The following is a 14,611-nucleotide window of genomic DNA, read 5'->3' as shown; positions in this document are numbered from 1 at the left end:
GCCATCGGCGGCGCCCGGCCGGGCGGGCGTCGGACGGCCCGGCCGGGGGTTCACCGGTCCGCGCGGGCCGGTGGCTCGGCCCGGGCACCGCCGTGGTGACGTCCTCGCCGGTGCTCATGACCGCTCCCGCCTCGTCGCCTCGCATGTCACACCCCTCCGACCGGGACCGCTGCCAGGGACCGGACCTTCCAGCCGTCGGCGGTACGGGCGAGGGTGGCTTCCAGCCGCTTGCGTTCGGTGTTCGGCGTCCCGCCGCCGGCCGTGTCGGTCTCCACCTCGACGGTGGCGATCAGTTCGGCGGTACCGGTCCGGTCGTCCAGCGTGATCAGGGCCGCGTCCGTGATCCGGGCACGCGCGGTCCGGCCCTCCTTGGTCTTCGCCTCTCGCAGTTCCTCGCGCAGCGGTCCGGTGGAGGCGTCCAGCCACCGGCGGAGCCCCGCTTCGGGCTTCCGGCCGTCGAAGCCGGTGAGGGTCTCGACGTGCCGCTTCCCTTCGGCGAGGGCCGCGTCGCGGGAGGCGGCGAAGGCCAGCGACTCGTCGCCGTCGGCCTGTGCACAGCTCCAGCCGCCGAACGCGCAGAACAGCAGGGACAGTACGACGGCTGCCCGGGCGGCGAGCCCCGCTCCGACTTTCCTCATGGCGCGACCTCCAGTCCCAGCAGCCCGCTCATGCCGGAGGCAGAGCCGGTCACCGGCGGCAGGCCGAGCGCCCCGGGCTGCGTCGCCCGTCTGTCGCCGTCGCCGGTGCCCGTACCGGACGCCGAGGACGCGGCGCCGGGCCGTGCGGGGTCGGGCACCGGGCCGCCGGTGGGCGCGTTCGCGCTGCCGCGGACGTTCTTGCCGCTGCTCGGCGGGGAGGTGCAGCGTGCGGCGGTGTTGGTGGTGGCGGGCGAGGTGTCGAGGCCGTTGCGGTAGACGGTGGAGCCGTATCCGTCGGTGCACGGCAGCGGTTCGAAGAAGGTGACCGACATGCCGAACCGTGCTCCCTTGCCTGTGACGGCGGTGGCTCCCGCGGCGGCGACCGCCGGCAGTTTCACCAGGAGTTCCTCGATTCCGTGTCGCCGGGTGACGGCGACCTCGGAGGTGGTGAGGAGGTTGGCCACGACGACGCCGAAGGCCGGGTCGAGGTCGCGGAGCAGCCCGCTGATCTGTCCCGCGGCGCCGGGTGCGGCGGCGATGAGTTCGCGCAGGTCGGTGTCCGAGTCCTTCAGTTGGGCCGCGAGTTCCCTGGCGCCGCCCGCGAAGTCCTTGAGTGCCCTGCCGTGTTCGATCTGGGTGCGCAGTACGGTCTCCCCTTCGATCATCAGCCGGGTGTTGACGGGCAGTGCCTCGTCGGCGGCGAGGACGAACTCGTTGCCGTTGTCGAGCAGCACCTGGAGGTCGTCGCCGCGGCCGTTCAGTGCCGTGCCGAACTCGTCGACGACGGTGCGCAGGGATTCCAGGTCGACAGACGAGGCGAGGTCGTCGACGCCGGTGAGGACGTCGGTGACGGGTGCGGGCAGGCGGGTGGAGGCGCGGGCGATGACCGAGCCGTCCTCCAGGTAGGGGGCGTCGTCGCCGGCCGGCCGCAGGTCGATGTACTGCTCGCCCACGGCGGAGAGGTTGGCGACCACTGCTTCGAGGTCGGCGGGGATGCGCGGGGCGTCGTCCTTGATCCGCAGCTCGGCCTCCACGCCGTCCTGCGTGAGCTCGATGTCGCCGACCCGTCCGACGGACACTCCCCGGTAGGTCACATTGGAGTGGGTGAACAAGCCGCCGGTCTGGGCCAGTTCGACCTTGACGGTGTAGTCGTCGCGCATGCCGGCGAGGTGGCCGAGGTCGGCGTAGCGGACGCCGACGAAGCCCAGGACCAGGACGGCGATGACCAGGAACGCGAGGTTCTTGAGGCGGATCGCGGTCGTGAGCATCAGCGGTTCCCTCCGTCCCGGCCGGTGGTGCCTGTGACGGCGGGGAGCGGCAGGGGCGTGGTGCCCCTGGCCCGCGCGGCGGCCGGTGCCTCGTCGTCGGGGACGAACTCGGGGATGATCGTCGTGCCGGGGGCGGCCGTCACGTCGAGGTAGACGTTGAGGTAGTCGCCCTTCACCCCGCGCAGCACCTCGTCGGTGAACGGATAGGTGAGCAGCACCTGAAGGGAGTCCGGCAGGTCCTGGCCGGAGTCGGCGAGCGCCTTGAGGGTCGGCGCGAGGGCCTTCAGGCTCGCGATGGTGTCGGCCTTGGACTTGTCGATCGTGTCGACGGCGACGGTGGACAGGGTGCCCAGCGCCCGCAGCATCGTGAGCAGCGAACCGCGTTGTTCCTCCAGCACCTTCAGTCCCGGGCTCAGCCCGGTGAGGACGGTGCCGACCTGCTGCTTGCGGGTGGCGAGGGTGGCGGCGAGCCGGTTGACCCCGTCGAGGGCGGCGGTGATGTTCTCCTTGTTGTCGTCGAGGCTGGTGACGAGCGTGTCGAGTCGCTTCAGCAGGGAGCGGACCTTCGGTTCACGGCCGCCGATCGCCTTGTTGAGCTCGGTGGCGATGGTCTTGATCTGGTTGACGCCGCCGCCGTTGAGCAGCAGCGACAGCGCGCCGAAGACCTCTTCCACCTCGGGGTTGCGGTTGGTGCGGCTCATCGGGATGGCAGCGCCGTCGGCGAGGGTGCCCTGTGCGGCCGCGGCCTTGGGGGGCGGGGTGAGCTGGATGTACTTCTCGCCGAGGAGGCTGGACTGTTCCAGGTGGGCGTAGGCGTTGGCGGGCAGCTTCACGTCTCCGGCGACCCGCATGGTGACCTTCGCGGACCAGTCGTCCCGGTTGAGCGTGATCCTGGTGACGCGGCCGACGGCGACGTCGTTCACCTTCACCGACGACTGGGGGACGAGGCTGAGCACATCGGCGAACTCGGCGGTGATCTCGTACGGGTCGCTGCCGAGGTCGGCCCCGCCTGGCAGGGGCAGTTGCTCGATGCCGGAGAACTCGGGCACGGAGCAGCCGGCTGCCGACAGGGTGAGTCCGAGTGTCAGCGCGAGGGCGGCGGCGCCGCGCCGGCGGGTCCGTGCGGCGGCGGGGCGGGCGGTCGTGCCGGCCGGGACGGTTCGGGGGCGGTTCAACGTGACTCCCCCTTCCTGTTCTCGGGGGTGCCGTAGACCGTGCCGACCGGCGGCAGCGGCAGGGCCGGGAGCGCCTTTCGCCGTGAACCGTCCACCGGCACGAGTCCGGCCGTGGACACGGTGTCGGGCGGGACGGTGATCTCGGGTCCGTAGCTGAGTTCGTTGATGTCGGCGCGGCCGTTGAGGGTGCGGTTCACCGGGTCGTACGCGTTCAGCGCGTTGCCGGCGGCGAGCGGGGCGGTGTCCATGGCCTCGGCGAGGGACGCCCGCTGGTCGACCAGGGTCCGGGTCAGCGGTACGAGCGCGTCGACGTTCTTCTTGAGGCTGCCGCGGTTGTCCTGGATGAAGCCCTTGACCTGGCCGAGCGCCGTGCCGAGTTCCTTGAGCGCGGCGCCCAGATTCTCCTTGTCGTCGGCCAGGAACCCGGTGACGGAGGCCAGTTGTTTCTCGGCCTTGGCGACGTTGCCGTCGTTCTTCTTCAGCATGGCGGTGAAGGACTGGAGGTAGGACAGGGTGGCGAACAGGTCGCCGCTGCTGCCGTCGAGGGTCTTGGCGGCCTTGCCGAACTGCTCGATGGAGTCGCCGATGGCCTTGCCGTTGCCGTCGAGGTTGGCCGCGCCGGTGTCGAGGAGGCCGGCGAGCGCGCCGTCGGCGTTGGCACCCTCGGGACCGAGGGCCGTGCTGAGTTCGGTGATCGACGCGTACAATTGGTCCACCTCGAGGGGCATCGCGTTCCTCTCGGCGGGCAGCACCGCGCCGTCCTTCATCCGTTCGCCGCCGGTGTACGCGGGGGCGAGCTGGATGTAGCGGTCGGCGACGACGCTCGGTGCCACCACGACGGCGTGCGCGTCCTTCGGAACGTCGACGTCCTCGTTGAGCAGCAGGGTGACTTTCACCTTGTCGCCCTCGGGCCGCACGGTGTCCACGGTGCCGACCTTCACTCCGAGGACGCGCAGGTCGGATCCTTCGTAGACGCCGGTGGCCCGGTCGAAGTAGGCGGTGATCCGGGTGGTTCCGGACTCCTTGAGGGCCATCGCCCCGGACGTCCCGGCGACGGCGACGACCGCCAGGCCCGCGCCGATGCCCACGATGCGCTTGAGGTTCATGATCCTCCGCCCTTCGCGGTCGGCTTCGGGGGCATGCAGCCGGTGGCCGGCGGTGTGCCGGCGGGCAGGTAGTTCTTGGGGACGAGGCCGCAGACGTAGGTGTCGAACCAGCGGCCGTTGCCGAGGGTGTTGCCGACGAGCCGGTAGTACGGCCCGGCGAGGGCGAGGGTCCGGTCGAGCTTCTCCCGGTTCTTCAGCAGGACGGCGGTGACCTTGCCGAGCGCGTCGAGGGTCGGTTTGAGCTGCCGCTTGTTGTCCTGGACGACTCCGCCGAGCTGGATGCCGAGGCTCTTGGTGCCGGTGAGCAGCGCGTGGATGGCGTCGCGTCTCGACCTGATCTCGCCGAGGAGGTCGTTGCCGTCCGCGAGCAGCAGTTCGAAGCTGCTCTTCTTCCCGTCGAGGGTCTTGGTGAGCTGTTTGCTGCCCTTGAGCAGTTCGGCGAGCTGCGCGTCGCGTTCGGACACGGATCTCGACAGTGCGGCGAGGCCGGTCGCCGCGTTGCGGACGTTCGGCGGGGACTCCTTGAACGTGTCGGTAATCGTCCTGAAGCTCTCGGCGAGTTTCGCCGTGTCGATCTTCCCGAAGGTCTCGCCGAGCCCGTTGAAGGCCTGGGTGACGTCGAAGGGCGAGGTGGTGCGGCTGCTGGGGATGGGTTCGGCGGGGTCCTGGGTGCGGGTGCCGAGCGGGTCGACGGCGAGGTACTTGTCGCCGAGGAGGGTCTTGATGGCGATGGCCACGGTGCTGGAGTCGCCGATCCAGGCGTCCTTCACCGAGAAGTCGACCCTGACCCTGGCACCGGCGAGGGCCACGGCGGTGACCTCGCCGACCTTGACGCCGGCGATGCGCACCTCGTCGCCCTCGTCGAGGCCCGCGGCCTCCGTGAAGTCGGCTCTGTAGGTGGTGCCGCCGCCGACGAAGGGCAGGGCGTCCGCCTTGTACGCGGTGATGCCGAGCAGTGCGAGGACGACCAGGCCGACGAGGGCGACGGCGACGGGGTTGCGTTGTTTCACGGACCGCCGGCGGAAGCGGAAGGTTTTCATCCGCGACACCTCGACTCGGTGATCCCGATTCCGGTGGGCGGCGGGCTGCCGTCCCACGTGGCGACGTCCGTGACCCTCGCTTCGCAGAGGTAGAGGTTCAGCCACGATCCGTAGGAGGCGAGGCGGGTGATGGCCTGCATCTTGGCGGGTGTCCGCTCGAGGAACTCCTCGATGCGGGGTGATCCCTTGTCCAGCTGTCGGGAGAGGCGGCCCAGCTCCGCGATGTCCTTCTTGAGGGGTTGCCGGCCGTCCTTCAGGAGGTCGGCGGTGACGGTGGTGAGGTCTGCCATGGCCGCGACGGCCTCCCCGAGAGGTTTGCGGTCGCCGGAGAATCCGCTGACCAGTTTCTGGAGGGTGACCACGAGTTCGTCGAAGCCCGCCTCGCGGTCGTTGACGGTCTTCAGGACGGTGTTGAGGTTCTTGACGACCTCGCCGATGACCTTGTCCTTGGCGGCGACGGTGCCGGTCAGCGAACCGACGTGCCGCAGGATGCTGTCGACGGTGCCGCCCTCGCCCTGCAGCACCTGGACGATGGATCCGGCGAGGTCGTTGATCTCACCGGGCGACAGGCCTTCGAACAGCGGCTGGAAGCCGTTGAAGAGCTGGGTCAGGTCGAGAGCGGGGGTGGTGCGCTCCAACGGGATGGTGCCGCCCGCGGCGAAGGCGCGGCCGACCGGCCCCGTCCCCTGGTCGAGGTCGATGTAGCGCTGCCCGACCATGTTGAGGTATTTGATCGACGCGGTGACCGAGGCGGGCAGAGTGCGGCCCTTCTGGACGTTGAAGGCGACCTCCGCGACCCGGCGCTCGACGACCTTCACCGACTCGACCTGTCCGACCTTGACTCCCGCGATGCGCACGCTGTCGCCGGGGACGAGTCCGGTCGCGTCGGTGAAGCGCGCCCTGTAGGGGGACGTCTCGCCGACCGAGGTGTTGGCGATGCCGAAGGCGAGGGCGGTGGTGGCGAGGACCGTCACCACGATGAACGCGAGGGACTTGAACAGCGGTCCCGCGAGAGAGCGGCGTTTCACTTGAGCGTCACCTCCGCACCGCGGTAGACGGGACCGGTCAGCACGCTGCTCCAGTCGGGCAGCGCGTCCGGGGTCTTCTTCAGCTCCGGCGCCATCAGTTCGTTGACGAGCCGGTTCTCCTGCGGCGAGTTGGGCAGGCCGAGGCTCTCGGCGGCCGCCCGCGCGGCGGCGGAGGCGGGCCTGCCGGTGTAGGGGACGGCGTAACAGTGCGGTCCTCCGCCGCTGTCGTAGGCCGGGGTGTCCTTGCCGGGCACGTACTTGCCCAGCGAGGGCACGGAGGTCACGTCCACATGGAGCCCCGGCTCGTCGGTGCCCTTGCCGAGGGCCTTGTCCATGGCGGGTACGAATCCGGCGAGGGTGCGCAGGGTACACGGGAAGGAGGACGAGTACTCGGCCAGCACTTCGAGGGTGGGCCGGCCGGCGGCGGCCAGCCGGATCAGGTTGTTCCGGTTCTTTCGGAGGAAGGAGGTGAGGTCCTGCGCCGATGTGGTGGCCGCGCCGTACAGTCCGGCGAGCTGTGCCTGCTGGTCGGCGATGGTGCCGCTCGTGGTGGTGAAGTCGGTGAGCGCCTGGAGCACGTCGGGGGCGGCGTCCGCGTAGAGATGGCTCACCTCCACGAGGTGGGCGATGTCCCGGTTGAGCACCGGCAGTTGGGGGTTGAGCTTCTTCAGGTGTCCCTCGAGGGTGACGAGCGTCTCGCCGAGCTGGTCGCCGCGGCCCTGGAGTGCCTGGGAGACGGCGGTGAGGGTGGCGGACAGCTTCTCCGGCTTGACGGCGGTCAGCAGCGGGAGCACGTTGTCGAGGACCTGCTCCAGTTCGACGGCGTTGCTCGAGCGGTCCTGGGTGATGGTGTCCCCCGCGCCGAGCGTGCGCGCGGAGGTGGTGCGGGCGGGCGGCACGAGGGCGACGAAGCGCTCTCCGAAGAGGGTCGTCGGCAGCATCTGCGCGGTGACGTCGGCGGGCACCCGCCGGAGCTCGTCCCGGTCGACGGCGAGGGTCAGCCGGGCTCCGGTGCCGTCGGCGCGGATGTCGCGGACCTCACCGATGACGACGCCGCGCAGTTTGACCTCGGCGCCCCGGTGCATCTCGTTGCCGGCCGCACCGGTGAGGACGGTGACGGTGGCGTCGTCGGTGAACTTCTTGTCGTAGACGGCCACCGAGAGCCAGATGAGCAGCACGGGCACGAGCAGGAAGGCCACGCCCGCGAGCCGTCTTCTTGCCGTGTGCGCGGTCATCCGGCCACCTTCACCGTCGTGGTCGCGCCCCAGATGGCGAGCGAGAGGAAGAAGTCGGTGACGCTGATCAGCACGATGGCGTTCCGTACGGAGCGGCCGACGGCCACGCCCACACCGGCCGGGCCGCCGGAGGCGCGGAAGCCGTAGTAGCAGTGCGCGAGGATCACCATCACGCTGAAGATCAGCACCTTGAGGATCGACAGCAGGACGTCGTCCGGGGAGAGGAAGAGATCGAAGTAGTGGTCGTAGGTGCCCGCGGACTGGCCGTTGAACAGCACGGTGACCCAGCGCGAGGCGAGGTAGGAGCTCAGCAGTCCGATCGCGTACAGCGGGATGATGGCCACGACGCCGGCGATGATGCGGGTGGTGACCAGGTAGGGCATGGACCGTATGCCCATGGCCTCGAGCGCGTCGACCTCCTCGTTGATGCGCATCGCGCCGAGCTGGGCCGTGAAACCGGCGCCCACCGTGGCGGAGAGCGCGAGGCCGGCGACGAGCGGCGCGATCTCCCGGGTGTTGAAGTAGGCGGAGACGAAGCCGGTGAAGGCCGAGGTGCCGATCTGGTTGAGGGCCGCGTACCCCTGGAGTCCGACGACGGTGCCGGTGAACAGGGTCATGGCGATCATCACGCCGATCGTGCCGCCGATGACGCCGAGGCCGCCGCTGCCGAACGCCACCTCGGCGAGGAGGCGCTGGACCTCGCGCAGATAGCGGCGCAGGGTCCTCGGGGTCCACAGGAGGGCCCGTACGTAGAAGATGAGCTGGTCACCGCCGCGGTCCAGCCGGCCGAGCACGGACATCGCTCAGCCCCCCTTCGGGGGGACGATCTGGAGATAGATCGCCGTGAGGACCATGTTCACGAAGAACAGCAGCATGAAGGTGATGACGACGGACTGGTTGACCGCGTCGCCGACGCCCTTGGGGCCGCCGCGGGGGTTGAGGCCTCGGTAGGCGGCGACGATGCCCGCGATGAAGCCGAAGATCAGGGCCTTGAGCTCGCTGATGTAGAGGTCGGGCAGTTGCGCGAGGGCGGAGAAGCTGGCGAGGTACGCGCCGGGGGTGCCGCCCTGCATGATCACGTTGAAGAAGTAGCCGCCGAGGGTGCCGACGACGGAAACCATGCCGTTGAGGAGTACGGCGACCAGCATGGTGGCCAGCACCCGCGGTACGACCAGGCGCTGGACGGGCGAGACGCCCATGACCTCCATGGCGTCGAGCTCCTCGCGGATCTTGCGGGAGCCGAGGTCGGCGCAGATCGCCGAGCCGCCGGCGCCGGCGATCAGCAGGGCGACGATCAGCGGGCTCGCCTGCTGGATCACGGCGAGGACGCTGGCGCCGCCGGTGAACGACTGGGCGCCGAGCTGCTGGGTGAGCGAGCCGACCTGGAGGGCGATGACCGCTCCGAACGGGATGGACACGAGGGCGGCCGGGAGGATGGTCACACTGGCCACGAACCAGAACTGCTCGACGAACTCGCGTAGTTGGAAGGGCCGGCGGAAGATCGCCCGGGTCACCTCTGCGGCGAGCGCGAACAGCTGGCCGGTCTCGCGCAGCGGGGCGAGCAGCTTCGAGGGCGGTCTCACGGCCGGCACGCCGGCCCGCATGTCGTCGGAGGGTGCGGGGAGACGCACCGGCGGCGGGGCGGTCATCCGGTGACTCCGCCGCCGGCCGGGCTGTAGCTCCGCATGATCGCGTTGCGGGCGGCCTCCGGCAGTTGGGCCATCATGCCGAGCACCCGTTCCCTGCGGCGCAGCGCACCTTGGCGGACGGGCATACCGGGTGAGGGTTCGAGCTGGGGGACGACGGTCCGCGGCTGCCTCGCGCGGTCGCCGCCGGACTGCTGCTCCCTTGCGAGGGTGGCGGCGTCCTTCTCCTCCGACATCCCGATGGGGCCTTCGCGCCGCCCGCCGAGGAACTGGGCGACCACCGGTTCCTCGCTCGTCAGCAGCACCTCACGGGGCCCGAAGGTGACGAGGCCCTGGCGGAAGAGCATGCCCATGTTGTCGGGAACGGTGGCCGCGATGTCGAGATTGTGGGTGACGATCAGCATCGTGGCGTCGATCTGCGCGTTGAGGTCGATCAGCAGTTGCGACAGATAGGCCGTGCGCACCGGGTCCAGACCGGAGTCGGGCTCGTCGCAGAGGATGATCTGCGGGTCGAGGACCAGGGCGCGGGCGAGGCCGGCGCGTTTGCGCATACCGCCGGATATCTCGCCGGGGAGCTTGCCCTCGGCGCCGAGGAGTCCGACGACCTCGATGCGCTCCATCACGATGCGCCGGATCTCGGACTCCTTTTTGCGGGTGTGTTCACGCAAGGGGAAGGCGATGTTGTCGAAGAGCGTCATCGACCCGAACAGCGCGCCGTCCTGGAACATCAGGCCGAACAGCTTGCGCGTCTCGTAGATGTCGCGTTCGGGGCTGCCCACCATGTCGACGCCGTCGATGAGGACCCGGCCGCGTTCCGGTTTGAGCAGTCCGATGATGGATTTCAGGAACACGGTCTTCCCGGTTCCCGAGGGTCCGAGCATGACGCTGACTTCTCCGGCCGGGAGGGTGAGCGTGACGTCCTGCCAGATGTTCTGTTTGCCGAAGGACTTGGTGAGTCCTTCGACGACTACCTCGATTCCCATTTCACCTCCCGTTCGGTGGTCCGTGGGCAGCGGGCTGCACACAGGTGTCGAAAGTGGCGGAAGTGCACCGGGCGCCCGCACGTTACGTTCGGGTAAGCGGCCGGGGCAATGGCTGTGACCAGCGCATTCAGGCCGAACTCGGTGGTTTGTCACGCCATGACAAAGCGGCGGGGAAACCTTGTCCCCGGGTGCGTACGAGCGGTGACGCCGACCCGGTCGCGGCCGGGTGATGCGGGAACGCGCTCATCGGACGGACGGCTCCTCAGCTCCCCTGGCCGGGGAGCGGCGGAATCGTGGGCGGGCACTCGTTGTTCGGGCTGTTCGGGATGCACATCGGGCCCTGTCTCATGGCGATGACGTTGTCCGGCCCGGACAGTGACGCGCTGAACAGCTGGTCGAGGTCCTCACCGGCCGTACCGCAGCCGGAGAACTCGGGGATCGTCACGGTGCCTCGCATCGGTCCGCCCTTGAAGACGTTCTCGTAGTCGGGGAACTTGCCGTGCAGGACCACCCGGTAGGGACGTGCCGTACGGCAGGCCGGGCCGACGTCCAGCGGTGTGCCGTTGACCTCGACGTCGTAGACGCGCAGTGACTGGTAGAAGCCCGCCTGGGCGAAGTTGAGCCTGTTGGGCGGTGAGCCGATGGTGCCGGTGGAGATGGTGACGGGACCGTTGGTGAACTCGACCTTCGCGGTGACGGGCTGGAACCCGAAGGTGAGGAAGGTCGATGTGGCGTCGGGCAGCGGCAGCTCGCCGTACGAGTCGGCGCGGAAGTAGCTGCCGCCGGGCCGGGTGCCCGGCCGGGACACCGACCGGGTGACGGCCAGCACGTTGATGAGCCGCGGAGCGTCGGACGGGTCGTTGACGATCATCGCGCCGCCGAGCTTCTCGACGTTGGCGAAACCGACGGCGTACGCGCAGCCGAGCCTGCCGGGCAGGATGGTGACACGGGGCGGTTCGCCGCCGGGCGGGGGCTGGGGCACGAAGCTCTCGTCGATCCCGCCGGCCGGCATCTGGGTAGGGCAGGGGCTTGCCGGCTCGGACGGCGAGGGTTCCACGGCGATGTCCTGCGGCCGCACGGGTTCCTCGGCGGTGGGGGGCGCGGCGGGGTCCGGCTTCTGCGACGGGCCGGGGCGGTTGCCGCCGGGCACGGGCACGGGCACGGTCGCCAGCAGGACGTCCTGTCCTTCGGCCGGCCGGCAGTCGATGGAGGCAAGCGCCGCCGGCTGCGTCTCCTCACCCGTTTGCGGCCGCAGTTCCAGCCTCATGGCGGCCGCGGTGAAGGTGATGTCGCCGGGGGCGGTGACGGTCACGGAGGGAACGGCACCGCTGTGTTCGAGCACCAGGTCTCCCGAGCCGTCCGGCACGGGGACGGCCGGCGCGGCCAGAGCTCCCCAACGGGCCTGGGCGGAACGCCCTTTCTGCGCGACCAGCACGGTGAGATCGGCAAGACCGGCGACGGTGGTCGTGCCCTCCGGCAGCACGCCTTCGAGCGCGGCCGGCCCGATCGTCAGCCGCACGGCCGGTTCACCGGGCCGGACGGGCCGGTTCACCACACCCTTGTCGGGATAGGAGCCGGAGATCTCGGCGGTCACGGTATGCGTTCCCGACGGGAAGCCGCACTCGTACGCCACACTCACATCGGTGTCCTGCGCCCGGGCGGCAGAACCGGGACCTGCCAGAATTCCCGCGACCAATCCGGCGGCGCCGAGAAAGGCGACACGGGAAATACGAGGAGGACGTTTTACAACGCCCGTCATGGTGCCCCCCATTGACTGGTTTTCGGCTTTGTTGCCGGGGAAATCGATCCGCTCCCGAGATCGCCGCGGGAACCCCGTCCCCCGGTGGACCGGGGCACGGGGCGGGCCGCGCGGCTGCGGACGGGGGTCAGTCCGGGGAGATCGTGTGGCCGCCGGAGACCGCGTAGACGGCCTCGTACAGCGCTTCGTCGCCGTCGTTGATCAGGCCGAGGCAGTCGGCGTTGGAGGCGATCAGGCTGCCGCCGTTGATCACCAGTTGCTTGGTGTCGTTCTTGTAGTGGCCGGTGACGGTGCCGGCGAAGTCGGCGGTGCAGCCGGAGCCGCTGATGCTCGCGTCCACGCCGCTGATGGAGCCGTCGACCGCGTTCGGCACCGCGCTGACGCCGGTGGCGTTCAGGCTCCACGGGAAGTTCTTGCTGGTGACGTCGAACGGGATGCCGATGACCGAGCAGTCCTCGAACGTCAGGCTTGCGATGGAGCCGATGCCGTCGCCGGCGTTGCCGGAGCCGGAGACGAGCGAGCCCGAGGCGCTGGAGGAGGCGCAGTCCAGCGTGGCGGCGGGCACCGTGAGGGTGGGGTTGGTCGCGACGGCGGTGAACGCTCCGCCGGGGGTGACCGTCCAGGTGACCAGTGACGTGGCCGAGGCCTGCGTCACCGTCATGCCGAGAGCGGCGGTCAGCGCCGCCGAGGCGATCAGGGCGTTTCTGGCAATTCTTCGCACGGGTAGTTCCCTTCAGGGGGATGGGCTTGCCTGACGGACCTTTTTCGGCCCTGGCGGACGGGCCGAAAAGCGTTGCGGCTCAGTTCTGGAACGCGGGTCGAATTCTCATGGCCACCCGGTCGTGCATCTTTCCGAAGTGACGCTACGAGCGGGTAACCGGCCGCGCAATACTGGTTCGGCAGATTCCCGCAGCGCCGCTACCAGCCGGTATTTTCTTGTCGCCGGCGCCACAGGCCGCCCCGGATTCTTGTCCGGAAGTGAGCACTCCTCTCCCGGCGCCCCACGGCGCGCCGCCCGCTCCCCGGCCGCTTCGCGCCCATCCCGCCCCGCGCCGACCGCTGTGCAGGCGCTCCGCGCTGGACTATGTTCAGCACCCACGAAGTCGTCACGCCTGTCGGTCCGTGGGAGCGCTTCCCCCACAGCCCCCACCCCCACCGGACACCCGGAGATCGAGGGGACAACCATGCCGAGAACGACCACCCAGCCGTCGGACGCCGGAGAGCCGCTCGGGCCGCTGCCACAGGAGTTCGCCGCCATCATCCGGCCGGAACTGCCCAGCCTGATCCAGGAGATCGGCATCGAGGTGACCCGTGCCTATCCCGAGTACGGGCGGTTACTGAAGGGCCCGTACGGGCAGGCCATCCAGATCGGCGTCGAACAGAACATCTCCGTCTTCGTCGACCAGGTGGCGTCCCCTTCGGCGCCGTCACCGCTGCGCGACGAGATGCTGCGCCGCTTCGGCCGGTTCGAGGCGTACGAGGGCCGCAGCCTCGACTCCCTCCACGGCGCCTACCGGCTCGGCGCCCGCGTGGCCCTGCGCCGCGCCAAGCGGATCGGCCGGCGCTACAACCTCTCCCCCACCCTGATGCTGAGCTTCGCCGACGCCCTCTTCGCCTATGTGGACGAGCTCGAGGCGCTCACCAGGGAGGGCTATCTGGAGGTGCAGGCGAGGACGGTCGAGCAGGAGGCGACCGTCCGGCGCAGGCTGCTGCACCTGATCATGGCGGGACCGCCGGTGCCGCGCTCCGCGATCACGGAGCTGTCCGAGCAGGCGGGGTGGCCGCTGCCCGAGAAGGTCACCCTCGTCGCCCTGCGCACATCGCCGGAATTGGCCGGAACGGAACTCGACAACGATGTCCTCGCGGAACTCGGCGGACCGCACCCTCACTTACTCGTCCCGGGACCGGTCGACGACCAGCGAAGACACACGCTGGAGAACGCGCTGACCGGCCACCGGGCCGCCGTGGGACTGACCGTGCCGACCGCCGAGGCCGCGGACTCGATCCGATGGGCCCGCCGGCTCCTCGACCTCATCGACTCGGGTGTCGTGGACGACGCCCCCCTCACCTTCTGCTCCGACCACATGCTCACCCTGTGGCTGCTGTCGGACCCCGCCCTGCTGAACCAGCTGGCGGAGCGCGAACTCGCCCCCCTCGCCGGGCTGACGCCCACCCGCCGCAACCGGCTGATCGAAACCCTGCGGATCTGGCTGGACACCCGTGGCACCGCCGCCCGCATGGGCGAGCTGCTCGATGTGCACCCGCAGACCGTCCGCTACCGGCTGCGCAATCTCGAATCCATCTTCGGTGATCAGCTCACCGACCCCGAGAGCCGGTTCGCGACCGAGGGGGTTCTGCGCGCGTTGCACTTACGGCAGCGCCGCGACCGCGGCGCGCGCTGAGACCTGTGCCCCGCCCCGTGAGCGGCGCGCCCGCGACTGTTCCGGACCGCAAACCCGACCGCCGGTCCACGCCGGCCGCGAGCGGCGCGATGTGATCGATGAAGGCGACCGGAAGGCTTCGTCCGCAGCGGGTGATCACCGGGCGCCAGTCACCGGCGGCGGGCCGCGGGAGGGCTCGTCGGGGCCGGACGATCTCCCCGTCGGGGATGTCCGGGCCGAGTGTGGCCAGTGTCACCCCCGGACCCGCGGCCGAGGGGCCCGGCGCGGGCCGACAGGCCCGGACTCCGGACGGCACTGCGGGCGGGCATGACGCTGCACGCGGCGTCTGCAA

General features: G+C 70.1%; 13 protein-coding genes. 1 reads left to right on the top strand and 12 read right to left on the bottom strand.

The window, feature by feature from the left end:
- Positions 1-146: 146 nt before the first annotated feature.
- From ACWGH4_RS17355 to ACWGH4_RS17300, 12 genes are all read right to left on the bottom strand, one after another.
- Positions 147-638 (bottom strand): hypothetical protein, encoded by a 492-nt coding sequence (locus ACWGH4_RS17355; RefSeq protein ID WP_453461355.1) that lies wholly within the window; start codon positions 636-638, stop codon positions 147-149.
- Complete coding sequence (locus tag ACWGH4_RS17350; RefSeq protein WP_453461352.1) at positions 635-1,906, bottom strand: MCE family protein; 1,272 nt, start codon at positions 1,904-1,906, stop codon at positions 635-637. The genes ACWGH4_RS17355 and ACWGH4_RS17350 overlap by 4 nt, the downstream gene beginning before the upstream one ends.
- A complete protein-coding gene (locus ACWGH4_RS17345; RefSeq protein WP_453461349.1) occupies positions 1,906-3,081 on the bottom strand; it encodes an MCE family protein in 1,176 nt (391 codons plus the stop codon). Before ACWGH4_RS17345 ends, ACWGH4_RS17350 begins: the two co-directional genes overlap by 1 nt.
- Positions 3,078-4,187: an MCE family protein gene (locus ACWGH4_RS17340; protein WP_453461346.1), complete on the bottom strand. Its 1,110-nt coding sequence runs from the start codon at positions 4,185-4,187 to the stop codon at positions 3,078-3,080. Before ACWGH4_RS17340 ends, ACWGH4_RS17345 begins: the two co-directional genes overlap by 4 nt.
- Positions 4,184-5,227 carry an MCE family protein gene (locus ACWGH4_RS17335; RefSeq protein ID WP_453461343.1) on the bottom strand — a complete coding sequence of 348 codons (1,044 nt, stop codon included), beginning with the start codon at positions 5,225-5,227 and terminating at the stop codon, positions 4,184-4,186. Before ACWGH4_RS17335 ends, ACWGH4_RS17340 begins: the two co-directional genes overlap by 4 nt.
- On the bottom strand, positions 5,224-6,255 hold the full coding sequence (locus tag ACWGH4_RS17330; protein WP_453461340.1) for an MCE family protein: 1,032 nt from the start codon (positions 6,253-6,255) through the stop codon (positions 5,224-5,226). Before ACWGH4_RS17330 ends, ACWGH4_RS17335 begins: the two co-directional genes overlap by 4 nt.
- Positions 6,252-7,490 (bottom strand): MCE family protein, encoded by a 1,239-nt coding sequence (locus tag ACWGH4_RS17325; protein ID WP_453461337.1) that lies wholly within the window; start codon positions 7,488-7,490, stop codon positions 6,252-6,254. The genes ACWGH4_RS17330 and ACWGH4_RS17325 overlap by 4 nt, the downstream gene beginning before the upstream one ends.
- Positions 7,487-8,290 (bottom strand): MlaE family ABC transporter permease, encoded by an 804-nt coding sequence (locus ACWGH4_RS17320; RefSeq protein WP_453461334.1) that lies wholly within the window; start codon positions 8,288-8,290, stop codon positions 7,487-7,489. Before ACWGH4_RS17320 ends, ACWGH4_RS17325 begins: the two co-directional genes overlap by 4 nt.
- Before the next feature lie 3 nt (positions 8,291-8,293).
- Complete coding sequence (locus tag ACWGH4_RS17315; RefSeq protein ID WP_453461331.1) at positions 8,294-9,139, bottom strand: MlaE family ABC transporter permease; 846 nt, start codon at positions 9,137-9,139, stop codon at positions 8,294-8,296.
- Positions 9,136-10,119: an ABC transporter ATP-binding protein gene (locus ACWGH4_RS17310; protein WP_453461329.1), complete on the bottom strand. Its 984-nt coding sequence runs from the start codon at positions 10,117-10,119 to the stop codon at positions 9,136-9,138. Before ACWGH4_RS17310 ends, ACWGH4_RS17315 begins: the two co-directional genes overlap by 4 nt.
- 262 nt (positions 10,120-10,381) lie before the next feature.
- The gene (locus tag ACWGH4_RS17305) at positions 10,382-11,878 is read right to left on the bottom strand and encodes a DUF6801 domain-containing protein (protein ID WP_453461326.1); all 1,497 of its coding nucleotides are present in this window, start codon (positions 11,876-11,878) and stop codon (positions 10,382-10,384) included.
- 127 nt (positions 11,879-12,005) lie between these two features.
- On the bottom strand, positions 12,006-12,599 hold the full coding sequence (locus tag ACWGH4_RS17300) for a hypothetical protein (RefSeq protein ID WP_441261866.1): 594 nt from the start codon (positions 12,597-12,599) through the stop codon (positions 12,006-12,008).
- 463 nt (positions 12,600-13,062) lie between these two features.
- Here ACWGH4_RS17300 and ACWGH4_RS17295 point away from each other — a divergent pair, with 463 nt between their 5' ends.
- A complete protein-coding gene (locus tag ACWGH4_RS17295) occupies positions 13,063-14,280 on the top strand; it encodes a PucR family transcriptional regulator (protein WP_453461323.1) in 1,218 nt (405 codons plus the stop codon).
- The last annotated feature ends 331 nt before the right edge of the window (positions 14,281-14,611 follow it).

Source organism: Streptomyces sp. NPDC054847 (genome assembly GCF_053610925.1).
This window is presented reverse-complemented; position numbering and strand designations above follow the sequence as displayed.

What these genes read in the sequence shown, in the direction of transcription:
- ACWGH4_RS17320 (WP_453461334.1), bottom strand. Translation starts at nt 8,290, where the DNA reads ATGTCCGTGCTCGGCCGGCTGGACCGCGGCGGTGACCAGCTCATCTTC.
- ACWGH4_RS17315 (WP_453461331.1), bottom strand. Translation starts at nt 9,139, where the DNA reads ATGACCGCCCCGCCGCCGGTGCGTCTCCCCGCACCCTCCGACGACATG.
- ACWGH4_RS17295 (WP_453461323.1), top strand. Translation starts at nt 13,063, where the DNA reads ATGCCGAGAACGACCACCCAGCCGTCGGACGCCGGAGAGCCGCTCGGG.
- ACWGH4_RS17355 (WP_453461355.1), bottom strand. Translation starts at nt 638, where the DNA reads ATGAGGAAAGTCGGAGCGGGGCTCGCCGCCCGGGCAGCCGTCGTACTG.
- ACWGH4_RS17305 (WP_453461326.1), bottom strand. Translation starts at nt 11,878, where the DNA reads ATGACGGGCGTTGTAAAACGTCCTCCTCGTATTTCCCGTGTCGCCTTT.
- ACWGH4_RS17325 (WP_453461337.1), bottom strand. Translation starts at nt 7,490, where the DNA reads ATGACCGCGCACACGGCAAGAAGACGGCTCGCGGGCGTGGCCTTCCTG.
- ACWGH4_RS17340 (WP_453461346.1), bottom strand. Translation starts at nt 4,187, where the DNA reads ATGAACCTCAAGCGCATCGTGGGCATCGGCGCGGGCCTGGCGGTCGTC.
- ACWGH4_RS17310 (WP_453461329.1), bottom strand. Translation starts at nt 10,119, where the DNA reads ATGGGAATCGAGGTAGTCGTCGAAGGACTCACCAAGTCCTTCGGCAAA.
- ACWGH4_RS17335 (WP_453461343.1), bottom strand. Translation starts at nt 5,227, where the DNA reads ATGAAAACCTTCCGCTTCCGCCGGCGGTCCGTGAAACAACGCAACCCC.
- ACWGH4_RS17350 (WP_453461352.1), bottom strand. Translation starts at nt 1,906, where the DNA reads ATGCTCACGACCGCGATCCGCCTCAAGAACCTCGCGTTCCTGGTCATC.